Source organism: Kitasatospora sp. NPDC059812 (assembly GCF_042732075.1).
In the GTDB taxonomy this organism is placed as follows: Bacteria; Actinomycetota; Actinomycetes; order Streptomycetales; family Streptomycetaceae; genus Kitasatospora.
Genome location: NZ_JBHWIO010000038.1, coordinates 28567 through 54560, shown reverse-complemented (window position 1 = coordinate 54560; position 25994 = coordinate 28567). Strand labels below are relative to the sequence as shown.

At 75.6% G+C, this 25994-nt stretch carries 5 protein-coding genes; all 5 read left to right on the top strand.

What is annotated here, in order from left to right:
- The first annotated feature begins 187 nt into the window (after nucleotides 1-187).
- The 5 genes from ACFV6D_RS20350 to ACFV6D_RS20330 are packed head-to-tail and all read left to right on the top strand — an operon-like array spanning nucleotide 188 to nucleotide 25827.
- On the top strand, nucleotides 188-1540 hold the full coding sequence (locus tag ACFV6D_RS20350; RefSeq protein WP_380428489.1) for a serine hydrolase domain-containing protein: 1353 nt from the start codon (nucleotides 188-190) through the stop codon (nucleotides 1538-1540).
- Between the two features lie 18 nt (nucleotides 1541-1558).
- On the top strand, nucleotides 1559-7903 hold the full coding sequence (locus ACFV6D_RS20345) for an amino acid adenylation domain-containing protein (protein WP_380560650.1): 6345 nt from the start codon (nucleotides 1559-1561) through the stop codon (nucleotides 7901-7903).
- Nucleotides 7900-20376 (top strand): amino acid adenylation domain-containing protein, encoded by a 12477-nt coding sequence (locus tag ACFV6D_RS20340; protein WP_380560649.1) that lies wholly within the window; start codon nucleotides 7900-7902, stop codon nucleotides 20374-20376. Before ACFV6D_RS20345 ends, ACFV6D_RS20340 begins: the two co-directional genes overlap by 4 nt.
- 11 nt (nucleotides 20377-20387) lie before the next feature.
- A complete protein-coding gene (locus tag ACFV6D_RS20335; RefSeq protein WP_380560648.1) occupies nucleotides 20388-24998 on the top strand; it encodes an amino acid adenylation domain-containing protein in 4611 nt (1536 codons plus the stop codon).
- A 55-nt stretch (nucleotides 24999-25053) separates the two neighbouring features.
- Nucleotides 25054-25827: an alpha/beta fold hydrolase gene (locus tag ACFV6D_RS20330; protein ID WP_363375474.1), complete on the top strand. Its 774-nt coding sequence runs from the start codon at nucleotides 25054-25056 to the stop codon at nucleotides 25825-25827.
- Nucleotides 25828-25994: the final 167 nt, after the last annotated feature.

Below are 25994 nucleotides of genomic sequence, written 5' to 3'. Positions count from 1 at the left end.
GGCTCCATCGTGGAGCGGGGCTGACCCCCCCCCACCACAGCCCCCCCCCCCCCGCGGGGGGGGGCGCCCCCCCCCCCCCCCCCCCCGGCCGTTTTCGGGTTTCCGGGCAGGTCGAACGGCGTTTCGCAGTGCGGCAACCAGGGTCATTCGGCTGCCGCTTAACGACCCTGACCGGCCCCGCCGCCCGGTGTTAGCCTGCATTCACCAGAGCGAATTCCCCTTTTGCGTAATCCCCGTACCGACGAGCCGTGGACGGAACACGGCCGAACGGGGCTGTTGTGCTGCGCCTTTTTCGGATTCCGGTGAATGCGGTGGGTGGGTTTTAGTGAATTCACAGTCATGGCGTGAAAAGGCCGGACGGCTCGCGCGCGAACACGGTGTGCGCTCCCTCCGGTGCGCGTTCTACGACGCCGGCGAACTCCACGTCGCCGAGGCGGGTGCGGAGCCCGGGCCGGCGCCCGCCGCGCCGTTCGCCTCGCTCACCAAGCTCTTCACCGCGACGCTGGCCATGCAGCTGGCCTTCGACGGCGACCTCGACCTGGACCTGCCGGTCGGCGAGTACCTGAACGAACCACCCTTCGCCGAGCTGAGACTGACGACCCGCCACCTGCTCAGCCACTCCTCCGGAATGGTCTGCGACGGCCCCGGCGACGGCGGGCTGCGGGCCGCCGTCGCGGCCGGCCCGCTGTTCGCCCCCGGCACCGCGTTCTCGTACTCCAACGCCGGGTTCGCGCTGGCCGGAAAGGTCATCGAGGCCGCCGCCGGGGTGAGTTGGCGCAACGCCGTGACGGACTTCCTGCTCCGGCCGCTGGACATCGAGCCGGCCTTCCTGGCGGCCGACGAGATCCCCCGCGACCTCGCCCCCGCCGCCGCGATCGCCGGTACCGTCACCGACCTGGTCGCGTTCGCCCGGCTCCACCTGGACGACCGCGACGCCTCGCACGCCGCCCTGCTCGACCAGGAGGCCGTCCGGGAGCTGGCCGAACCGCCCTTCGACACCCTGCCGTTCGGCCTGGCCGACGGTTGGGGCCACGGCTGGGCCCGGTACGGCAACGGCGCCGACCGCTGGCTCGGCCTCGACGGCGTGGGCGCGGGCGCCACCTGCCACCTGCGGATCCAGCCGGAACGCGGCACCGTGATCGCCCTCCAGGCCGACTCCGCGGCCGGCCTCGGCGCCTGGCAGGACCTGCTGGCCCAGCTCCGGGCCGAGGGCGTGGACGTCGCCGGCTACGCGCCGGGCCCCGCCGCCGGCGCCGCGCAGGACCTGTCGGACCGCGTCGGGCAGTGGGCCAACGGCGAGACCGTGTACCGGATCCGCCCCGGCGCCGACACGGCGGACGGCGCACACCCCGGCGCCACCGTCCTGGTCGACGACGACGGGATGGAGTACGACCTGACCGGCCGAGGCGAGCGCTTCTTCGCCGCCCGGCACCCGCGGCTGCCCGAGGTGGAACACCTCGGCCGCTTCCTGCTCGACCCGGAGACCGGGCGCGCGGACCACATGCAGTTCGGCGGCCGCGTCCTGCGACGCGTCGCCTGAACAGGCTGGAGAGCGAACGTGACGATCACCAACGACAGTGTCCTGTCGCCGGCGCAGCAGCGCCTGTGGTTCCTGAACCGCTTCCAGGAGGGCGCCGCCGGCCACACCCACACGGTGGCGCTGCGGCTGGCCGGCGGCCTGGGTCCGGAGCAGCTGCGCGCCGCGCTGGACGCCCTGGTCCGGCGGCACCCGCTGCTGGGCACCGTGCACCGCGAGGCCGAGGGTCGCTGCCGCCCCGAACCCGCCCCCGACGGCGGGGCGTTCGCCGGGCTGCGGCCCGAGCCGGTCGCCCCCGACGAACTCGACGAGGCGCTGACCCGGGCGGCCGGCCAGGGCCTGGACCTCACCCGGGAGCCCCCGCTGCGGGCCCGGCTGCTGGCCACCGGTCCGGACGCCCACGTACTGGTCCTGACGGTGCACGAGATCGCGGCCGACGAGCGCTCGCTCGCCGTGATCGTCGACGACCTGGCCCGGGTGTACGCGGCGGCCACCGCCCCGGCCGCCCCCGGCGCGTCCGAGCCCGCCCCGCAGTACGCCGCGGCGGCCGCCGCCGACCGGGAGCTGAACGGCGCCCCCGAGCGGCCCACCGAGCACGCCGCGGCCGAACTCGCCCACTGGCGCGCGGCCTTGGACGGCGCGCCGGCGCAGCTCGACCTGCCCGTCGACCGGCCGCGCCCGGCCGTCACCCGCTACGCCGCCGACGAGTACCGCAGCGAGCTGGACGGCCCGCTGGCGGCGGCCCTCGCCGACCTGGCCGCCGACTGCGGCGCCGGCGTCGAGGCGGTGCTGCACGCCGCCGTCGTGGCGCTGCTGGGCCGCTTCGGCGCCGGCGCCGACGTCCCGCTGGTCGGCAGCCTGCCCGGCCGCGACGACGCCCGGCGCGCCGCCGTGGTCGGCCCGCTGGCCAACCCGGTGGTGCTGCGGGTCGTCCGCCGCCCCGGCGCCTCCTTCCGCGAGCTGGTCGGCGACTGCGCGGCGGTCGCCGACACGGCCCGGCGCCACGGCGGCGTCCCGTTCGAGACCGTGGTCGGCGAGCTGCGGCCCGAGCGCGCGCTCAACCGCCACCCGCTGGCCCAGGTGGCCTTCGACCTCGCCGAGGACCTGCCCGCCCGCCTCCGCTTCGGCGCGCTCGACGCCCAGGTGGCCCAACTTCCCCGCCAGCACTCCCCGTTCGACCTCCAGCTGCGCTTTCGCAGCGCGCCCGACGGCTCCGGGCTGCGGCTGGCCGCGACCTTCAGCACCGAGCTGTTCGACCCGGCGACCGTCCGGCGGCTCACCGACGCGCTGCCGCGCCTGCTGGCCGCCGCCGTCGCCGCGCCGGACGCCGACCCGGACGGCTACGAGGTGCTGGACCCGGCCGAGCGGCACGCCCTGCTGACCGAGTGGAACGCCACCGACCGGCCGGTGCCCGACGCCGACGTCTCCGCACTGTTCCGGGCCCGGGCCGCCGCCCAGCCCGCGCGGACCGCCCTGATCGCCGGCGACACCGTGCTCAGCTACGCCGAACTCGACGACCGGGCCGAGCGGCTGGCCGGCGAGCTGCGCCGCCACGGCGCCGCCCCGGGCCGGCTCGTCGCCCTGGCGCTGCCGCGCTCCGCCGACCTCGTCGTCGCCCTGCTCGCGGTGGCCCGCACCGGCGCCGCCTACGTGCCGCTCGACCCCGACTACCCGGCCGACCGGATCGGCTACATCCTCGACCACGCCGCCCCCTCGGCGCTGGTCACCGACAGCGCGACGGCCGGGCGGCTGCCCGCCACCGCCGCCCACCGGCTGCTGCTGGACGACGAGGAGGTGCGCGCCAGGCTGGCGACGGAGCCCGCCGGGCCGCAGGGCCCCGCCGGGACCGCCGCCGACCCGGCCTACGTCATCTACACCTCCGGCTCCACCGGCCGCCCCAAGGGCGTCGTCATCAGCCGCCACGCGCTGACCAACTTCCTGGTCTCGATGGCCGACCTCTTCCCGCTCGCCGCCGAGGACGTCTGGACCTCCGTCACCACGATCGCCTTCGACATCGCCGCCCTGGAGCTCTACCTGCCGCTGGTCGGCGGCGCCACCGTGGTCCTCGCCGACCGCGCGACCGTCACCGACCCCGCCGGGCTGGGCGCCCTGGTCGGCCGCACCGGCACCACGATCATGCAGGCCACCCCCAGCCTCTGGCAGGCCCTGTGCGACGAAGTCCCGCAGGCGCTGCGCGGCCTGCGGATGCTGGTCGGCGGGGAGGCCTTGCCAGCCGCCCTCGCCGAGCGGATGCGCGCGCTCGGCAGCGAGGTCACCAACCTGTACGGGCCCACCGAGACCACCATCTGGTCCACCGCCGCCCGCCTGGACGACCGCCCCGGCGCGCCGACCATCGGCCGGCCGATCGGCAACACCCGGGTCCGGGTCCTCGACGAGGCGCTGCGCCTGGTGCCGATCGGCGCCGCCGGCGAGCTGTACATCGCCGGGGACGGCGTCGGCACCGGCTACCTGCACCGCGAGGACCTCACCCGGGACCGCTTCCTGCCCGACCCGTACGGCGCCGAGGGCGAGCGCATGTACCGCACCGGCGACATCGTCCGCTGGGCCGCCGACGGCAACCTGGAGTACGTCGGCCGCGCCGACTTCCAGCTGAAGGTCCGCGGCTTCCGGATCGAGCCCGGCGAGATCGACGCCGTCCTGGAGCGGCACCCCGCGGTGGCCCGCGCCGTCACCGTCGCCCGCGAGTACGGGGCCGGCGACACCCGGCTGGTCTCCTACGTGGTGCCGGCCGGCGAGGGCGGCGCCGACCCGGCCGAACTGCGCGCGCACGCCGCCGCCACGCTGCCCGGCTACATGGTCCCGGCCGTGGTGGTGCCGATCCCCGAGATCCCGCTGACCCCCAACGGCAAGACCGACCGGGCCGCGCTCCCGGACCCGGGCACCGCCGCCGCCGGCAGCGGGCACGGGCCGCGCAGCGCCCGCGAGGAGCAGCTCTGCGACCTGTTCTGCGAGGTGCTCGGCGTCGCCTCGATCGGCGTCGAGGACAGCTTCTTCGACCTCGGCGGCCACTCCCTGCTCGCCACCCGGCTGATCGGGCGCATCCGCTCGGTGCTGGACGTCGAGGTGCCGATCCGCACCCTGTTCGAGTCGCCCACCGTCGCCGGGCTGGCCGGCCGGCTGGGCAGCGAGCCCGCCCGCCGGGCCGGACTGGTGCCGGTCGGCCGCGACCGGCCGCTGCCGCTCTCCTACGGCCAGCAGCGGCTCTGGTTCCTGTACGACTACGAGTCCCAGGGCACCGAGTACAACTCGCCGCTCGGCCTGCGGCTGACCGGGCCGCTCGACCGGGACGCCCTCGGGCGCGCCGTCGACGCCCTGGTGGCCCGGCACGAGGCGCTGCGCACCACCTTCGCCACCGAGGGCGGCCAGGGCGTGCAGGTCGTCCACGCCCCCGGCCACCGGCCGGTGCGCTTCACCGACCTCGCGGCCGAGGGGCGCGTCGACGACCTCGACCAGCTGCTGCGCACCGAGCTGAGCCGCTCCTTCGACCTGCGCGGCGGCCCGCTGCTGCGCCCCTGGCTGATCCGGCTGGCCGACGCCGAGCACCTGCTCGTCCTCGACATGCACCACGTCGTCACCGACGGCTGGTCCAAGGAGGTGATGGCCCGCGAGCTCGTCGCCCTGCTCGGCCAGGAGGCCACCGGCCGGCCCGCCGCGCTGAGCGAACTACCCCTGCAGTACGCCGACTTCGCCGTGCACCAGCACGGCGAGCGGGGCGCCCGGGAGGCCGCCGACCTCGCCTACTGGAAGCGCCGGCTGGACGGCGTGGTGCCGCTGGAGCTGCCGACCGACCGGCCCCGGCCCGCCACCCGCGCCACCCGGGGCGCCGGCCACCCCTTCGAGCTGAGCCCCGAGCTGGTGGCCGCCCTCACCCGGCTCTGCCGCCGGGAGGGCGTCACCCTGTTCACCGTCCTCACGGCGGGCGTCCAGCTCCTGCTGTCCCGGTACGCGCGCCAGCGCGACGTCGCCGTCGGCACCATCGTCTCCGGCCGCGAGCACAGCGAACTGGAGGACGTGCTCGGCTTCTTCGTCAACACGCTGGTGCTGCGCGCCCGGACCACCCCCGACACGACCGTCGGCGCCTTCCTGGCCGACGTCCGGCAGGGCGTGCTGGAGGCCTTCACCCACCAGCACCTGCCGTACGACCGGCTGATCGACGAGCTCAAGCCGGACCGCGACCCCAGCCGCACCCCGCTGATCCAGGCCGCGCTGATGCTCAAGCGGGCCCAGGACGCGCTGCCCGGCCCCGACGGCCTGCGGGTCGAGGAGAGCGCCCTGCCGCGGATGCACGCGCTGTTCGACATCGGCTTCGAGTTCGAGGAGCGCGACGGGCGGCTCGGCGGCCTGGTCGAGTACAGCACGGCGCTCTTCGACCCGGAGACCGTCGCCCGGACCGCCCGCCACCTCACCGTGCTGCTGGAGGGCATGGCGGCGGCCGACCCGGACCGGCTCGTCGACGAGCTGCCGCTGATGGACGAGCAGGAACGCCGGCTGGTCACCACCGGCTGGAACGCCACCGCGACCGGCGCCCGGTTCCACACGGCGACCATCCACGGCCTGGTCGCCGACCAGGCCCGGCGCACCCCGGACGCCGCAGCCGTCACCACCGAAGACCGCAGCCTGACCTTCGCCGAACTCGACGCGCTGACGGACGCGCTGGCCCACCGGCTGGCCGACCGCGGCGTCGGCCCGGGCACCGTCGTCGGCGTCCGGACCCGGCGCGCCGCCGAGATGACGATCGCCCAGCTCGCCGTGCTCAAGGCCGGCGCCGCCTACCTGCCGCTCGACCCCGAACTGCCCGACGACCGGACGGTCTACGTGCTCCAGGACGCCGGGGTGCCGGTGCTCCTCACCCAGCGCGACCTGCCCGGGCCCGAGGCGCCGGAAGGCGTCGAGGTGCTGTACGTCGAGGACACCGGGCCCGGCACGCACGACGGGCCGCCCGAGGTCGCCGTCGGCCCGTCCGACCTCGCGTACGTGATCTACACCTCGGGCTCCACCGGCAAGGCCAAGGGCGTGCTGATCGAGCACCGCGGCGTGGTCAACCTGTGCGACTGGTACCGGGACTTCTTCGACGCCGGGCCCGGCGACCGGGCCACCCAGATGGTGCCGCCCGGCTTCGACCCGACGGTGCTGGAGCAGTGGGGCGCCCTCGCCTGCGGCGTGGAGATCCGGTTCGCCTCCGACCGCGTCCTGGAGGACCCGCACCTGCTCGCCGGCTGGATCGTCGAGCAGGGGATCACCCTCATCCTCATCCCGGCCCCGCGCCTGGAGGGCCTGCTCGACCAGCCCGCGCTCCACCAGGGCCGGGTACGCCACATCCTCACCGGCGCCGACGTGGTGCGCCGCCGGCTGCCGCGCGGCTCGGCGATGGCGCTGTCCAACCTGTACGGCCCGACCGAGACCACCGTGCTCACCACCGGCACGGTGCTGGAGGCGGAGGAGGACGCCCCGGTCGGGCGGCTGCCCTCGATCGGCCGGCCCATCGCCAACACCACCGGCTACGTGCTCGACGAGCACCGCGAGCCCGTCCCGGTGGGCGTGCCCGGCGAACTGTACGTCGGCGGCGCCGGGGTGGCCCGCGGCTACCTGGGCCGCCCGGAGCTCACCGAGGAGCGGTTCGTCCCGGACCACCTCGCCGCGACCGCCGGCGCGAGGCTCTACCGCACCGGCGACCTGGTCCGCTGGCTGCCCGACGGCACGCTCGAATTCCTCGGGCGGATCGACAACCAGGTCAAGGTGCGCGGCTACCGGATCGAGCTGGGCGAGATCGAGACCGCGCTGCTCGACGACGAGAGCGTCGAGCAGACCGCGGTGGTCGCCCGGACCAAGCCGTCCGGGCAGACCGTGCTGACCGGCTACGTGGTGCCCGCGGACGGCGCCGCCGACCCGGAGAAGATCCGGGACCGGCTCGCCGAGCGGCTGCCCGGCTACATGGTCCCGCCGGTCGTCATCGTCCTGGACGCGTTCCCGATGACCACGAGCGGCAAGATCGACCGGCGGGCCCTGCCGGAGCCGGAGGAGCAGCGGCCGGCCGCCGAGCCCACCGCGCCCCGGGACGAGACCGAGGCGGCGCTGGCCGGGATCTGGGCCGAGGTGCTGGGCGTGCCCGTCGTGGGGGCCGAGGACAACGTCTTCGACCACGGCGCCAACTCGGTGCTCACCCTCCAGGTCACCGCCCGGATCCGGGAGGTGTTCGGCGTCGGGGTCTCGGCCCGGCACGTGTTCGCCGCCCGCACCGTGGCGGCCCTCGCGGACCAGGTCCGCAAGCAAGTACTCGAAGACGTGCGCCGGACACCGGCGGACCGGACGACGACGCGCGGTGGCGCGCGGGGGAGCAACCGATGACAGACCAGCGACACAGCGAGGGCCAGTACGCCGACGAGATCCTGCGGCAGCGACTGGCAGCCGCCGGCGCCGGCGGCGGCGACCGCGACGCGATCCGGCCCGGCGGCGACGGCCCGGCCCCGCTCTCCTTCGGCCAGGAACGGCTCTGGTTCCTCCAGGAGTTCGAGACCGACGCGGTCGAGTACACCACCTCCTTCGGCCTCCGGCTGCGCGGCCGCCTCGACCTGGCCGCGCTGCGCACCGCGCTGACCGGCCTGGTCGAGCGGCACGAGCCGCTGCGCACCGTCTTCACCACCGAGGACGGCGTGGCCCGCCAGGAGGTCCGGCCCGCCTACGCCCCGGACACCGAGCCGGTGGACCTGAGCGCGCTGGGCGCCGACGAGCGGGAGGCCGAGTTCGCCGCGCTGCTGCGCCGCGAACTCGCCACCCCCTTCGACCTCGCCAGCGGCCCGCTGCTGCGCTCCACGGTCGTGCGGCACGGCCCGGACGACCACGCGCTCTTCCTCAACCTGCACCACATCGCCGCCGACGGCTGGTCCAAGGGCCTGCTGACCGGCGAGCTCGGCGAGCTCTACCGGGCCGCCGTCGAGGGCCGCCCGCACACCCTCGCCCCGCTGCCGGTCAGCTACCGCGACTACTCCCGCTGGCAGCGCGAGCGCTGCACCGAAGACCGCCTGGCCGGGCAACTGGACTACTGGCGCGACGAGTTGGCGGACATCCAGCCGCTGGAGCTGCCCACCGACCGGCCCCGCCCGGCGGTGCGCACCACCGTCGGCGCCCTGCACACCTTCCAGGTCGACGCCGAGGTCGCCACCGGCCTCGACACGCTCGGCGCCGAACGCGGCACCACGCTCTTCGCCGTGCTCGCCGCCGCCACCCAGGTGCTGCTGGCCCGGCACACCGGCCAGCGCACCGTGGGCCTGGGCACCGTGTCGGTCGGCCGCGACCGCACCGAACTGGAGCCGCTGGTCGGCTTCTTCGTCAACACCCTGGTCCTGCACGGCCGGATCGACCTGGACGAGGCCTTCGGCGACCTGCTGGAGCGCACCACCGACCAGCTCTGGGACGCCCTCAGCAACCAGGACGTCCCCTTCCACCGGCTGGTGGACGAGATCCAGCCCGAGCGCGACCCGAGCCGCACCCCGCTGGTGCAGGCCGCCCTCGTGCTCCAGAACGACCCCGGCGCCCTGCCCGACTTCGGCGGCCCGGCCGTCGAGGAGTTCCGCGCGCCCTCGGTGTCCTCCATCTTCGACCTGACGCTGGAGTTCACCCCGGCCGCCGACGGCACGCTGGGCGGGACGGTCGAGTACAACACCGACCTGTTCGACGCCTCGACCGTCGACGCGCTCTGCACCCGGCTGCTGCTCCTGCTGGCGGGCGTCGCCGCCGACGCCGACCGCCCGGTCGGCGACCTGCCGCTGCTCACCGCCGCCGAACTCGACACCGTCACCCGCGACTGGGCCGAGAACCGGGTGCCCTACCCGGCCGACCGGACCGTCCACTCGCTGGTCGCCGAGCAGGCCGCGGCCACCCCCGACGCCATCGCCGTCACCGCCGCCGAAGGTGAGCTGACCTATCGTCAACTCGACGAGCAGGCCGACCGGTTGGCCCGGCTGCTGCTCGACCACGGCGCCCGCCCCGGCCAGCACGTCGCGGTCTGCCTGCCTCGCGGCACCGGCCTGGTCGTCGCCCTGCTGGCCGTGCTCAAGGCCGGCTGCACCTACGTGCCGCTGGACCCGGACTACCCGGCCGACCGGCTGGAGTTCATGCTCGCGGACACCGGGGCCGCGCTCTGCGTCACCGACCGGGAGCTGCTCGAACGGCTGCCCGACCTGGCCGTCCCGGCCCTGCTGCCTGCCGAGCGCACCGCCGAGCTGGCCGCCCTCCCGGCCGGGCCGCCGGCCACCGACGCGGGGCCCGAGAGCGCCGCCTACGTCATCTACACCTCCGGCTCCACCGGCCGGCCCAAGGGCGTCGTGGTCGAGCACCGCTCCATCGTCCGGCTGGTCCGCGGCGCCGACTACGCCCCGCTGGCGGCCGACGACGTGGTGGCGCAGGTCGCCGACGCCACCTTCGACGCGGCGACCTTCGAGTTCTGGGGCCCGCTGGTGGCCGGGGCGCGGATCGCCGTCATCACCAAGGACGTCCTGCTCGACCCGCCGGCCTTCGCCGCCGCACTGCGCTCGACCGGCGCCACCGCGATGTTCCTCACCGCCGGCGTCTTCAACCAGGTCGTCGGCCTAGAGCCCACCGCCTTCGGCGGCATGCGCCACCTGCTGGTCGGCGGCGAGGCGCTCAACCCGCGCCGGATCGCCGAACTGCTGGCCGGCGGCGCCCCGCCGCAGCGGCTGGTCAACGGCTACGGCCCGACCGAGACCACCACCTTCGCCGTCTCCCACCTGATCCGCGAGACCGACGGCGTGCGCGCCATCCCGATCGGCCGCCCGATCTCCAACACGGCGGTGTACGTCCTCGACGAGCGCCGCCGCCCCGTCCCGCCCGGCGCGCCCGGCGAGCTCTGGATCGCCGGCCCCGGCGTCGCCCGCGGCTACCTGGGCCGCCCGGAGCTGACCGAGGAGCGCTTCCAGCCCTCGCCGTTCGCGGCGGAGCCCGGCGAGCGGATGTACCGCACCGGGGACGTGGTGCGCTGGGCCGACGGCCTGGTCGAGTACCTCGGCCGCGCCGACACCCAGGTCAAGGTCCGCGGCTACCGGATCGAGCCCGGCGAGGTCGAAGCCGTCCTGGAGGCCCACCCCGCGGTGGCCGAGGCCCTGGTGGTCGCCCTCGCGGACGGCGACCACAAGCGGCTGGTCGGCTACCTGCGCGCCGAGCCCGGCGCCGTCATCGCGCCGCTGGACCTGCGCGCCTTCGCCGAGCAGCGGCTGCCCTCCTACAGCGTCCCGACGGCCTTCGCCACCCTCGACGCCTTCCCGCTCACGCCCAACGGCAAGGTCGACGTCCGGGCCCTGCCGGCGCCGGACGCCCCCCTGGAGCGGGAGGACTACCGGGCCCCCGAGGACCCGGCCGAGCAGGCGCTCGCCGAGGTCTGGTCGGAGGTGCTCGGCATCGGCAAGGTCGGCGCCGACGACAACTTCTTCGAACTCGGCGGCGACTCCATCCTGAGCATCCAGGTGGTCGCCCGGGCCCGCCGGGTCGGCCTCGTCATCACCTCGAAGGACATCTTCTCCCGGCAGTCGCTCGCCGACCTCGCCCGCGCCGCCCGCCCGGTGGAGCAGGCCCCGGTCGTCCAGGTCGACGCCGACGACCACGAGCCGGCCCCGCTCGGCCCCGTCCAGGAGTGGTTCTTCGCCCACCACACCCGCGGCGCCCACCACTTCAACCAGTCCGTGCTGATCACCCTGGACGGCGCGGTCGACGAACCCGCGCTGGCCCGCGCCCTGGCCGGCCTGGTCCGCCGGCACGAGGCCCTGCGCACCCGCTTCGCCACCGGCCCCGACGGCCGGCGGGTCCAGACCGTCACCGCGCCGGACGCCGACGCCGTGCCGGCCGAGGCCCGGATCGAGCGGATCACCCTCGACCAGGCCGCCCCCGGCGAGCGCGCCGCCGCCATGCGCACCCTCGCCGAGGCCGCGCAGGCCTCGCTCGACCCGGCCGCAGGGCCGCTGGTGCGCACCCTGCTGTTCGACCACGGCGCCGGCGAGCCCGCGCGGCTGCTGCTCACCGTGCACCACCTGGCCGTGGACGGCGTCTCCTGGCGGATCCTCCTGGAGGACCTGGAGAGCGCCTACCGGCAGGCCGTCCGCGGCGAGGACGTCGACCTCGGCCCGGCTGGCACCTCGTACCGCGGCTGGGCGCGCCGCCTCGCCGCCTTCACCCGGGACGGCGGCCTGGACGACGAACTGGCGCACTGGGCCCGCCCGGTGCCGGCCGGCTCCGCCGACCTGCCCACCGACCGGGAGGGCCGCAACAGCGTCGGCGACACCCGCGCCGTCTCGGCCGGCCTCGACGCCGAGCGCACCCGGCAACTGCTCCAGGACGTGCCCGCCGTCTACCGCACCCAGGTCAACGACGTCCTGCTGACCGCGCTCGGCCGCGCACTCGCCCGCTTCACCGGCCGGGCCCGCACCCTGATCACCCTGGAGGGCCACGGCCGCGAGGAGATCCTCGACGGCACCGACGTCTCCCGGACGGTCGGCTGGTTCACCTCGATCTTCCCGGTGCTGCTGGAGTCCCCGGCCGACCGCCCGCTCGGCCGGCTCATCCGCGACACCAAGGAACTGCTGCGCGCCGTGCCCGGCCGCGGCGCCGGCTACGGCCCGCTGCGCTACCTGCGCGGCGACCAGCCGCAGGCCGCCGCCCTGGCCGCGGCGCCGCAGCCCCAGGTCAGCTTCAACTACCTCGGCCAGTGGAGCGACGCCGCGGCCGGGAGCGAGCTGTTCCGCGCCGTCGAACCCGACTACGGCCTGGACCACCACCCGGACGAGGAGCGGCCGCACCTGCTGGACATCGTCGGCGAGGTCCGGCACGGCGTGCTGACCTTCGACTTCCACTACGCGCCGCAGCGCCACGACCAGGCCACCGTGCAGCGGCTCGCCGACGACTTCGCGGCGGCCCTGACCGAACTCGTCGAGCACTGCCTGACCCCCGGCGCCGGCGGCGCCACCCCCGGCGACTTCCCGCTGCTCACCCTCGACCAGGCGACCGTCGACCGGCTGGTGCCGGCCGGCTCCGCCGTCGAGGACATCCACCCGCTGACCCCGATGCAGAGCGGGATGCTCTTCCACACCCTCAACCAGGACGGCGTCGGCGCCTACTCCGACCACGTCGCCTTCCGGCTGGAGGGCGTCCGCGACGTCGACGCGCTGGCCGCCGCCTGGCAGCAGGTGGTCGACCGCACCCCCGCGCTGCGCACCCGGCTGGTCTGGGACGGCGTCCCCGAGCCCGTCCAGGTGGTCGAGCGCTCCGCCCGGCTGACGGTGCGCCACCTCGACTGGACCGGCCTGCCCGCCGCCGAACTGGACCGCCGGCTCAAGGCGCTGATCGACGAGGAGCGCGCCACCGGGATCGAGCTGTCCCGGGCGCCGCTGATGCGCCTCGCCCTCGCCCGCGAGGACGAGCGGACCGTCCGCGTCGTGTGGACCTTCCACCACGCCGTCCTGGACGGCTGGAGCACCTCGCACCTGTTCGCCGACCTCTTCGCCGCCTACCAGGCGCTCACCGACGGCAGGGGCAAGGCCCCGGCCCTGCCCGAGCGCCGGCCGTTCCGCGACTACGTCGCCTGGCTGGCCCGGCAGGACAAGGCCGCGGCCGCCGCCCACTGGAGCGCCCTGCTGGGCGACCTGGACGCGCCGACCCAGCTGCCCTTCGGCCGCTCGGTGCCCCAGGGCCACGAGTCCCAGTCCGCCGGGCAGGTCCGGGTGGGCCTGTCCGGCGCCGAGACCGACGCGCTGGTCGCGATGGTCCGCCGCCACCGGCTCACCCTCAACACCGCCGTCCAGGGCGCCTGGGCGATCCTGCTGGCCCGCCACTCCGGGCAGCGCGACGTCTGCTTCGGCACCACCGTGGCCGGCCGCCCGACCGAGCTGCCCGGCGCCGACACCATGGTCGGCAACCTGCTCAACACCCTGCCGCTGCGCACCGAGGTCGACCAGGACGCCCCGCTGGTGGAGTGGCTGGCGGCCCTCCAGGCCGAGCAGGCCGAATCCCGGCGCTTCGAGTACTCCTCGATCGCCGAGATCCAGCGCAGCAGCAAGGTCCCGCGCGGCAGCGCGCTGTTCCAGACCCTGGTGGTGTTCGAGAACTACCCGGGCAACGGGGCCGCCGCCGAACGCCACGGACTGCGCCTCAGCGACGTCCGCGCCGTCGACACCACCAGCTTCACGCTGGACCTCACCGCCTACGACGACGACGGCTCGCTGACCCTGCTGCTCTCCTACGACCCGGCGCTCTACGACCGCGCCCAGGCCGAGGTGCTCGCCGACCAGCTCGCCGTCCTGCTCGGCAGCATGCCCACCGCCCCCGGCCAGCGGGTCGGCGACGTCCCGATGCTGTCGCTGCGCGCCCGCGACCGCGTCCTGTACGAGTGGAACGACACCGGCACCCCGGGCGCCGACGCCTGCCTGCACGAGCTGATCGCCGAGCAGGCGCAGCAGACCCCGGACGCCGAGGCGGTGGTCTTCGAGGAGACCGTGCTGACCTACGCGGAACTGGAGGCCCGGGCCAACCGGCTCGCCCAGCACCTCGTCGGCCAGGGCATCGGCCCGGAGACCGTCGTCGCCATCTGCCTGGACCGCGGCCCGGACACCGTCGTCGCCGCCCTCGGCGTCCTCAAGGCCGGCGCCGCCTACCTGCCGCTGGACCCCACCCACCCCGCCGAGCGGCTGCGCCTGGTGCTGGACGACAGCGCCGCCGCCATGCTCGTCACCCAGCGGGACCTCGCCGAGCGGCTCCCGCTGTGCGACGCGACCGTGCTCTGCCTGGACGCCGACCGCGAGGAGATCGACAGCTGGCCCGCCGAGGCGCCCAGCACCGAGGTGACCCCGGACAACCTCGCCTACGTCATCTACACCTCCGGCTCCACCGGCAAGCCCAAGGGCGTCACGGTCGAGCACCGCAGCGTCGCCCGGGCCGCCGCGGCCTGGCGCGAGGCCTACCGGCTCGACCGCGGCCCCGTCCGCCAGCTCAACCTCGCCAGCATGGCCTTCGACGTCTTCGTCTCCGACCTGACGCACGCGCTGACCACCGGCGGCGCCCTGGTGCTCTGCCCGAAGGACGCCACCACCGACCCGGTGCGCCTGCTCGACCTGATGGAGCGCCAGCGCGTCACCCACGTCGAGACGGTGCCCTCGCTGGCCAACGCGCTGGCCGACGAGGCCGCCCGCACCGGCCGGGCCTTCCCGCCGCTGCGCTACCTGGCCGTCGGCTCGGACAACTGGCGCACCGACGACTGCCGACGGCTGCTGAAGAGCGTCGCCCCCGGCACCGTCGTGCTCAACTCCTACGGTGTCACCGAGGCCACCGTCGAGTCCTCGTACTTCACCGTCACCCCGCAGAGCCTGCCGGACGTCGCGTCCGTGCCGATCGGCCGGCCCATCCCGGGCACCCGGATGTACGTCCTGGACGCGGACCTGGAGCCGCTGCCGGTCGGCGTCGTCGGCGAGCTCTTCCTCGGCGGCAGCGGCGTCACCCGGGGCTACCTGGGCCGCCCCGACCTCACCGAGGAGCGCTTCTCCGCCGACCCGTTCACGCCCCACCCCGACGGCCGGCTCTACCGCACCGGCGACCAGGCCCGCTTCCTGCCCACCGGCGACGTCGAGTTCCTCGGCCGCGGCGACGACCAGGTCAAGATCCGCGGGTTCCGGGTGGAACTCGCCGAGATCGAGGCCGTCCTGCGCCGCCACCCCGACGTCCTGGAGGCCGTCGCGGCGCTGCGCTCCGAGCCGGGCGCCGTCCTGACCGGGTACGTCGTGCCCCGGCCCGGCACCGCACCGGAGAGCGCCGAGCTGCGCCGCTACCTGGAGGGCTCGCTGCCCCGCCACATGGTGCCGCAGGCCTTCGTCCGGCTCGACCGGCTGCCGCTGAACGCCAACGGCAAGGTGGACCGGCGGGCGCTGCCGGCCGCGGCCGCCGACGACCGCCCGGCCACCACCAGGACGGCCCCCCGCAACCCCGCCGAGCAGGCGCTCGCCGGGCTCTGGGCGGAGGTCTTCCGGGTGCCCGAGGTCGGCGTCGACGACAACTTCTTCGACCTGGGCGGTGACTCGATCCTGAGCATCCAGGTCGTCTCCCGGGCGCGGCAGTTGGGACTGCGCCTCAGCTCGCAGGACATCTTCAGCCACCAGACCATCGCCGGGATCGCCGCCGCGATCTCGACCCACGAACCCGAGGAGCCGGCCGGCGTGAACACCGAACCCGTCACCGGAAGGGCGCCGCTGACCCCGATCCAGCGCGCCTTCTTCCAACACCACACCGAGGCCCCCCAGCACAGCACCATGTCCGTGCTGGCCGAGCTGCGCGAACTCCCCGACGAGGCGCACCTGCGCACCGCGCTCGACGCCCTCCTCACCCACCACGACGCCCTGCGCACCCGCTTCCGCACCGTCTACGGCCGCTGGCAGCAGGAGATCGCCGCCCCCGGCGACGGCTGGCCGCTGGAGCGGCTGGACCTCACCCTGGAGGCCGACCCGGAGGGCGCGCTGCTGGCCGCCGCGACCGCCGCCCAGTCCGGCTTCGACCTGGCCGAGGGCCCGCTGGTGCGGGCCGTGCTGGCCGACCTCGGCGGCACCGCCGGCGCCCGGCTCTTCCTCACCGCCCACCACCTGGTGGTCGACGCGGTCTCCTGGCAGACCCTGCTCGGCGACCTGGAGACGGCCTACCGGCAGGCCGCCGAGGGCCAGCCGGTCGACCTCGGCTCGCGCGGCACCTCCTTCCTCGACTGGTCCCGCCGGCTCTCCGAGCACACCGCGGTCGGCGGCTTCGACGAGGAGCTGGACCACTGGTTCGCGGCCGGCCGCGCCGGCGGCGAGCCGCTGCCCGCCGACCTCACCGGCACCCCGACCGTCGCCACCGCCGCCGCCGTCCGGGTCGGCCTGGACGCGGAGAGCACCGACGCGCTGCTGCGCGAGGTCCCCGCGGTCTACCGCACCCAGGTCAACGACGTCCTGCTGACCGCGCTCGCCCGGGTGCTCGCCGACTGGACCGGCCGCTCCGCCGTCCTGGTGGACCTGGAGGGCCACGGCCGCGAGGAGATCTTCGACGACGTCGACCTGAGCCGCACCACCGGCTGGTTCACCACCTCCTTCCCGGTCGCCCTGGACACCGCCGACGGCGCCGACTGGGGCGCCCGGCTCCGCTCCGTCAAGGAGCAGCTGCGGGCCGTCCCGCAGCGCGGCATCGGCTACGGCGCGCTGCGCCACCTCAGCCCGGCCGGGGCGCCCGGCGAGCTGCTCGCCGAAGGCCCCCGCGCCCAGGTCGGCTTCAACTACCTCGGCCGGGTCGTCGACGGCCACGACGGCGGCCTGCTGCACGACGTGCGGCTCGGCTACGGCACCGAGCAGGCGCCCGGGGAACTGCTGGAGTACCCGCTCGACATCGTGGCGTACGTGCGCGACGGCAAGCTCGGCTTCGAGCTGTTCCACTCCACCGCGACCCACACCACCGAGACCGTCCAGCGGGTCGGCGACCAGCTCGTCGAGGCCCTGCGCGGGATCGTCGCGCACTGCCGCGAGGCCGGCGCCGCCGCCTCCGGGGCCACCCCCTCGGACTTCCCGCTCGCCCGGGTCGACCAGCCGCTGCTGGACGAACTGACCGCCCTGGGCCGGATCGCCGACCTCTACCCGGCCACGCCGATGCAGCACGGCCTGCTGTTCCACAGCCTCACCGAGGAGGGCGAGGGCGTCTACCTCGGCCAGCTGTCCTTCCTGCTGGAGGGCGGCGTGGACGCGGACGCCTTCGCCGAGGCCTGGCAGCGCCTCGCCGACCGGACCCCGATGCTGCGCACCGGCTTCGCCCGGGTCGACACCGACCAGCCGCTCCAGGTGGTCCGCGAGCACGTCACCGTGCCCGTCGAGCGGCTGGACTGGAGCGCCCTGCCGGCGGCCGAGCGCGAGCAGCGGTTCGCCGCCTACCTCGCCGAGGACCGCACCCGCGGCATCGACTTGGCGGTGGCGCCGCTGATGCGCCTGGCCCTGATCGACGAGCCGGACGGCGCCCTGCGGGTCGTCTGGACCTCGCACCACCTGCTGCTGGACGGCTGGAGCAGCGCCGAACTGGTCTCCGAGGTGGTCGACGACTACCTCCGGCTCACCGGCCACGACCGGCCCGGCCCGGCCGCCCGCCGCCCGTTCCGCGACTACGTCGCCTGGCTCGGCGAGCAGGACCTGGCCGACGCCGAGCGCTACTGGCGCGAGCTGCTCGGCGGCTTCACCGCCCCGACCGCCCTGCCGGCCGACCGGGCCGGCGAGGAGGCGGCCCGCCAGGGCAGCGAGGCGACCAGCGTCTTCCAGCTGGAGCCCGAGGTCACCGAGCGGCTCGCCGAGGTCGCCCGGCGCCACCGGCTCACCACCAACACGCTCGCCCAGGGCGCCTGGGCGCTGACCCTCTCGCGCTACGCGGGGGAGCGGGAGGTCTGCTTCGGCTCGGCCGTCTCCGGCCGCCCCGCCGACCTGCCCGACGTCGAGTCGATGATCGGCCTGTTCATCAACAACCTGCCGGTGCGGGTCGAGGTCCGCCCCGAACAGCCCGTCCTCGACTGGCTGGGCGACCTCCAGCGCGACCAGGTCCAGGCCCGCAGCTACGAGTACGTCTCACTGGCGCAGATCCGCGGCTGGACCGGACTGCCCGCCGGGGTCGACCTGTTCGACAGCTACGTGGTCGTCGAGAACTACCCCTTCGACGGCGAGCTGGGCTCCGACCAGGGCATCCGGATCCGTGACGTGCGCTCCCAGGAGCCCACCAGCTACGCCATGGTGCTCGCGGTCTTCGCCGGCGAGCAGCTCTCCTTCCGGCTCGCCTACGACCCCGGGCTCTTCGACGCCGACACCGCCGACCGCGTCACCGGCGACCTGCGCGCCCTGCTGGAGGAGATCGCGGCCGAGCCCGAGCGCACCCTCGCCGAGCTGCGCGCGCTGGCCCCCGCCCACCGGGAGCGGCTGCTCACCGGCCACAACGAGACCGCCACCGCGCTCACCACCGACGCCCTGGTGCCCGAGCGGTTCGCCCGCCAGGCCGCCGCCACCCCGCAGGCCGTCGCCCTGGTCCACGGCGGCGAGCGGATCACCTTCGCCGAGCTGGACGAGCGGGCCAACCGGCTCGCCCACCACCTCGCCGACCGGGGCGTCGGCCCCGAGGTGCCGGTCGCGGTCTGCCTGCGGCGCGGCCCCGGCCTGATCACCGCGCTGCTCGCGGTGCTCAAGGCGGGCGGCGTCTACACCCCGCTGGACCCGGCCGCCCCGGCCGAGCGCCTGCGGCTGCTGGTCGAGGACGTCAAGCCCCGGGTGGTGATCGCCGACGAGGCCGCGAGCACCACGCTGGCGCTGCCCGCCGACGTCGCCCTGGTCGTCCCCGAGCGCGAGCGGGACGCGATCGCAGCCCGGCCCGCCACCGCCCCCGACCCGGACCTCGCCCCGGAGCACGCCGCCTACGTCATCCACACCTCCGGCTCCACCGGCAAGCCCAAGGGCGTGCTGGTCGAGCACGGCAGCCTGGCGAACCTGCTCGACAGCCACCTGCGGACCGTCTTCGAGCCGCTGCGCGAGGCCTGCGGCGACCGGCAGGTCCGGGTCGCCCACCTGGCGCCCGCGTCCTTCGACGCCTCCTGGAACCCGGTGCTGTGGATGGTCGCCGGCCACGAACTGCACCTGGTCGACGACGAGGTGCGGCGCGACGCGCACGCCCTGGTCGCCTACCGCGCCGAGCAGCGGATCGACTTCCTGCAGACCACCCCGTCCTGGTTCCGCCAGCTCGACGACGCCGGACTGCTCGCCCCCGGCACCCACCCGCTGCGCGGCGCGGCGCTCGGCGGCGAGGCGATCGGCCAGGCCCAGTGGGACCGGCTGCGCGCCCAGTCCGACCTGATCGCCTACAACTTCTACGGGCCCACCGAGGCCACCGTGGACGCGCTGGTCTGCCGGGTCGCCGACAGCCCCCGGCCCGTCCTCGGCCTGCCCGTCCAGAACGTCCGGGCCTACGTCCTGGACCCGGAGCGCAACCTCGCCCCGGTCGGCGCGCCCGGCGAGCTGTACCTGGCCGGCGACGGCCTGGCCCGCGGCTACCTGGGCCGCCCCGACCTGACCGAACAGGCCTTCCTGGCCGCGCCGTTCGACCCCAAGGAGCGGCTGTACCGCACCGGCGACCGGGTCCGCCGGCTGTCCGACGGCCGGCTGGAGTTCCTCGGCCGGCTCGACGACCAGGTCAAGCTGCGCGGCTACCGGATCGAGCCGGGCGAGATCACCGCGGCCCTGGACGCCCACCCGGGGGTCGCCGAGTCCGTCGTCCTGGTCCGCGGCGAGGCCGAGCACGCCCGCCTGGTCGCCTACCTGCGGCCGGCCGCGGGCGGCGTCCCCGGCGCCGCCGAGCTCGCCGGCTACCTCGCCGAGCGGCTCCCGGCGCACCTGGTGCCGGCCGCCTTCGCCGAGGTGGAGTCCTTCCCGCTCACCCGGCACGGCAAGATCGACCGGGCCGCGCTGCCCGACCCCGCCGAGACGGCCGTCGAGGCCGCCGAGGAGTGGGTGGAGCCGCGCGACGAGACCGAGAAGCTGATCGCCGGGATCTGGTCCGAGACCCTGCACGTGGAGCGGGTCGGCGCGCACGACAGCTTCTTCGCCCTCGGCGGGCAGTCCCTGACCAGCGTGCAGGCGATCACCAGGATCAAGCAGACCTTCGGCATCCGGATCGCCTTCCGCAGCCTCCTGGAGAACCCCACCGTGGCGGGGGTCGCGCGACTCGTCGAGGACGCGCTGCTGGAGGAACTGGAGCGAGAGGCCGCGCGCCAGTCGGCGCCGGCGGCGGAGTAGGGGCAACCGACATGAGTGAAACCCAGACGTCCACGTCCCGCGAGGACCGCATAGCGGCCCTGCCCGAGCACCTGCGGGCCCTGCTGCGGGACCGCCTGGCGGGCGCCGAGACACCCGCCCCCGAGGCCGCCGCGAGCACCGCGCTGCGCCCCGCCGACCGCGACCGCCCGCTGCCGATGTCCTTCGCCCAGCAGCGGATGTGGTTCCTGTACGAGTTCGACCCGGAGTCGGTCGGCTACAACTCCTCCTTCGCGCTGCGGCTGCGCGGCGACCTCGACCGCGCCGCGCTGCACGGCGCGCTGGCCGCCGTCGTCGACCGGCACGAGGCGCTGCGCACCACCTACGACCAGGTGGACGGCGTCCCGGTGCAGGTCCCGCACCCGAGCGTGGACATCCCGCTGCCGGTCGTGGAGGCCGGCGGCGGGACGCCCGAGGAGCGGGAGGAGGAACTGCTGCGACTGGTCCGCGAGGAGGCCGGCCGGCCCTTCGACCTGCGCACCGGCCCGGTGCTGCGGACCCTCCTCGTCCGGCTCTCCGACCGCGAGCACGTGCTCGTCCTGAGCATCCACCACATCGCGCACGACGGCTGGTCGCTGTCGATCGTCACCCGCGAGCTGGGCCAGTACTACGCGGCCGCGCTCCAGGGGCGCGAACCCGACCTGCCCGCGACGGGGCCGCAGTATGCGGACTACTCGGTGTGGCAGCGCGAGCGGGCCTCCGGCGGGCGGCTCGACGAGCAGCTCGACTACTGGCGCGAGCAGCTCGACGGCGTCCCCGTGCTGGAGCTGCCGACCGACCGGCAGCGCCCCGCCGTGCCCACCGGGGCGGGCGCCTTCCACGAGTTCAGCGTCCCGGCGGAGACCGTCGCCGGGCTGCGCGAGCTCACCGAGTCCGCCGCGGCGACGCTGTTCATGACGCTCACCGCGGCCACCCAGCTGCTGCTGGCCCGGCTCTCCCGGCAGGAGGACGTCGCGATCGGCACCCCGGTGGCCGGCCGCGACGAGCCCGAACTCGCCGACCTGGTCGGCCTGTTCCTCAACACCCTGGTGCTGCGCGCCCGGATCGAGCCGGGCCTGGGCTTCCGGGACTTCCTGGGCCAGGTCCGCGACACCGTGCTGGCCGGCTTCGACCACGCGGAGGTCCCGTTCGAGCGGGTGGTGGACGCCGTCCAGCCCGAGCGCGACCCCAGCCGGATGCCGCTCGCCCAGGTGCTCATCGTCCTGCAGAACGCCCCCGAGGCGACCCTCGACCTGCCCGGGCTGACCATGGAGCAGCTCGCCCTGCCGCAGGCGAGCACCGGCTTCGACCTCGTGGTGGCCTTCGAGGAGCGCCCCGACGGCAGCCTCTGGTCCGCCCTGGAGTACAGCACCGACCTGTACGACGAGGCCACGGTGCGCCGCTTCGCCGGCCACCTGACCACCCTGCTCGGCTCGATCGCCGCCGACCCCGACCAGGAGCTGGGCCGGCTCGACCTGCTCGACCCGAAGCAGCACAACCGGCTCACCGTGGACTGGGCCCGCAACCCGGTGGCCTTCCCCGAACAGGACCCGGTGCACCTGCTGGTGGCCAAGCGGGCCGCCGAACGCCCCGACGGCCTCGCGGTGGTGCGCGGCGACGAGCGCCTCAGCTACGCCGAACTCGACCGCCGGGCCGGGCTGTTGGCCGAGCTGCTGCGCTCCCGCGGCACCCGCCCCGGCGACGTCGTCGGCGTGTGCTGCGAGCGCGGCCCCGACCAGGTGGCCGCCACCCTCGCGGTGCTCAAGGCCGGCGCCGCCTTCCTGCCGCTGAACCCGCGCTTCCCGGCCGCCCGCCGGGAGCTGATGCTGGCCGAGACCGGCGCCCGGTTCGTCTTCACCGAACGCGCGCTGGCCGCCGACGCGGGCGAGTCCGCCGCCGAGCCGCTGATCCTGGAGGACCTGCGCCCGCAGCTCGACGCGCACACCGGACCGGTGCCCGAGGGCGACCGGGTGGGGCCGGACGCGCTCGCCTACATCGTCTACACCTCCGGCTCCACCGGGACGCCCAAGGGCGTGCTGCTGGGCCACGGCGGCCTGACCAACGTCGTCAACGCCTCCCGGCTGATCGTCGGCACCGGCCCCGAGAACACGGTGACCCAGCTCTCCTCGCCCAGCTTCGACGGCGCGGTCTGGGAGACCTTCCTCGCCCTGGTCTCCGGCGCGGCGCTCGCCCTCCCGGCGAACGAGTCCGAGGCGCTGGGCAGCGAGCAGCTGCGCGCCATGGCGGGAGGCCGGCCCACCGTCCTCGCGCTGCCGCCCGCGGCCCTCGCGGCGGTCGAGCCCGAGGCGCTGCCCGCCGGCTCGGTGGTGCTCGCCGTCGGCGACCGCTGCCCGGTCGGCCTGGCCCGCAAGTGGTCGCGGGTGCACCGCTTCATCAACGGCTACGGCCCGACCGAGAACACCGTCGGCGCCACCATGTTCGAGGTCCAGGACGAGGAGGCCGGCAGCCGGCTGTCGATCGGCCGGCCGCTGCCCAACACCGAGGTCTACCTGCTGGACCCGCACGGCAACCCGGTGCCGCCCGCCGTCACCGGCGAGATCCACCTCGGCGGCCGCGGCGTCGCCCAGGGCTACCTGGGCCGCCCGGAGCTGACCGAGCAGCGGTTCGTCCCGCACCCCTTCGCGGACGACCCCGGGGCCCGGCTCTACCGCACCGGCGACCTCGGCGCCTGGCTGCCCGACGGGCGGATCGACTTCCGCGGCCGGGCCGACGACCAGGTCAAGATCCGCGGCTTCCGGGTCGAGCCCGGCGAGATCGAGTCGGCCATGCAGCGCCACCCCGCGGTCGACCAGGCCGCCGTGGTGGTCCGCGAGAGCGACCGCGGCAAGCAGCTCGTCGGCTACCTGGTCGCCGCGCCCGGCCGCGAGCGGGGCGAGGCGGTCCGCGAGGTCCGCGAGGCCCTGACCGAGGAACTGCCCGCCTTCATGGTGCCGGCCGCGCTGATCCCGATGGACGCGATGCCGCTCACCACCAACGGCAAGGTCGACCGGGACGCCCTGCCGGACGCCCGGGAGGCCCTGACCAGGGTCTCCATCCCGCCGAACGGCCCGGTGGAGACCGTGCTGGCCGAGGTGTTCCGCTCGGTGCTGGGCATCGAGGACGTCGGCGCCGAGGACGACTTCTTCCTGCTCGGCGGCGACTCCATCCTCTCCACCCAGGTGGTCGCCCGGGCCCGCCAGGAGGGCCTGCACTTCACCGCCCGGGACCTCTTCCAGCACAAGACCGTCGCCGCGCTCGCCAAGGCCGCCGGGACGGGGGAGAGCGGGCCGGCCGAGGAGGACCCGTACGCCACCGGGCCCGTGCCGCTGACCGCCGTGCAGCAGTGGTTCTTCGAGCACCACACCGTCAACCCGGGCCACTTCAACCAGTCGCTGCTGTTCGAACTCGTCCCGGGCGCCGACACCGAGGTCCTGCGCGCCGCCCTGGCCGCGCTGGTCGGGCAGCACGACATGCTGCGCGCCCGCTACACCCGCGACGCCGAGGGCGCCTGGTCCCAGGAGGTGGCGGCCGAGGCCGACGGCTGCTGGGACTTCCAGCGGCTCGACCTCGCCGGGGCGCCGGACGCCGAGGAGCGCGCCACCGAGGCGTTCCGGCAGGCCCAGAGCGGCCTGCGGCTGGCCGACGGGCCGCTGCTGCGCGCCGTCCTGGCCGACCTGGGGCCGGACCGCCCGGCCCGGCTGTTCCTCACCGCGCACCACCTGGTGGTCGACGGCGTCTCCTGGCGCATCCTGCTCGACGACCTGCGCTCCGCCTACGCCGATCTGGCGGCCGGCCGGCCCGCGAGGCCCGCCGCGCGTTCCACCTCCTTCGGCCAGTGGTCCCGCCGACTGCGCGAGCACGCCCTGACCGGCGGCTTCGACGACGAGCTGGCGCACTGGCGGTCGCTGCCCGAGCCCGCCGGGGAGCCCCTGGACACCGGCCTGTTCGGCGACCGCCGCACCGCGCGGCACACCCTGACCGGGGACGAGACGGAGGCGCTGCTGCGCCGGGTGCCCGGCGTGCTGCGCGCGCAGGTCCACGAGGTGCTGCTGACCGCCCTCGCCCAGGCGCTCGCCGCCCAGGGCCACGCCGGCGACGGCGGCACCGTGATCGACCTGGAGGGGCACGGCCGCGAGGAGATCCTGGACGGCGTCGACCTGTCCCGCACCGTCGGCTGGTTCACCACGATCTACCCGGTGCTGCTCGACGTGCCCGCGGAGCTGGCGCCGACCGCCGCCGTCCGGGTGGCCAAGCGCCGGCTGCGGGCCGTCCCGCGCCGCGGCATCGGCCACGGCGTCCTGCGGCTGGCGGCGGCCACCGAGGCCCGGGAGGACCTGCTGGTCCCCGCGCCCAAGGCCCGGATCGGCTTCAACTACCTCGGCCAGTGGGACAACCAGCTGCCCGAGGGGGACCGGCTGATCCTGCGCCACCTGGACCACGGCGGCGGCGACCACGAGCCGGGCGAGACCCGCACCTACGAGCTGGACGTCGCCGCCGCGGTCGAGGGCGGCCGGATGGAGCTGTCCTGCGTGTACGCGGGCGGCCGGTTCGACGAGGCGGCGGCCACCGCCCTGCTCCAGCGCATGCACGAGGCCCTGCGCGAGATCGTCCGGGCCTGCGGATGACCGGCCGGGCCGGTACGGACACGGCCCCGCGGGGCCGACGGAAGGAAGTGACCGTTTGAACGACGACCAACCCTGGCTGGTGATCCCCCGGCCGCGCCCGGAGGCGACCCGGCGGCTGGTCTGCCTGCCGCACGCCGGCGGCAGCGCGGGCTTCTACCGGCCCTGGGCCAACCACCTCTCGGCGGCCGTCGAACTCCAGCTCGTCCAGTACCCGGGGCGGGAGGAGCGGATCGAGGACCCCTTCGTCCAGGACGCCGCGACCCTGGTCGCCCAGCTGACGCAGGCGCTGCTGGAGACCGACCGCCCCGGTGTCGAGACGGTCGTCTTCGGCCACAGCATGGGCGCGCTGCTCGCGTACGAGACCGTGCAGTCCCTGCACGCGCAGGGCCTGCCGGTGGCCCGGCTGGTGCTTTCCGGCTACCCGCCGCCGCAGGCGCCGGCCGGCTCCGGCGACGGACCGGCCGGGCGGGCGCCGGCCCTGCCCCGCGGCGACGACGAGCTCCTCGCCACGGTCGCGGGCCACGGCGGGACCCAGATGTCGATCTTCGACGACCCGGACATCCGGGAGATGGTGCTGCCGATCCTGCGCAACGACTACCTGCTGATCGACTCCTACCGGCCGACCGCGCTGCGCCCGGTGGACTGCGGGGTCGTGGTGCTCACCGGGGACTCCGACGTCACGGTGAGCGTCGAGCGGGCCCGCGGCTGGGAGGCGCTGGCCGGCAAGGAGTTCGCGTTCCACGTGCTGCCCGGCGGGCACTTCTACCTGACCGCGCAGCGGGCCCGGGTCATCTCCCTGCTGCACGACTACCTGCTGGACGGTGGCTGAGCCGGCCCTGCCGGTCAGGTTCAGCCACTGCCGAACCCCCGCCGAATTCCGGCGAGTTCCGGGGGGGGGGGGGGGGGCGCCCCCCCACCCCCGCCCCCGGGGGGGGTGGCGGGCGGGGTCCGACGGGGGGCGGCGCGGGGGGGCGGGGGGGGGGTGGGGGGTGGGGA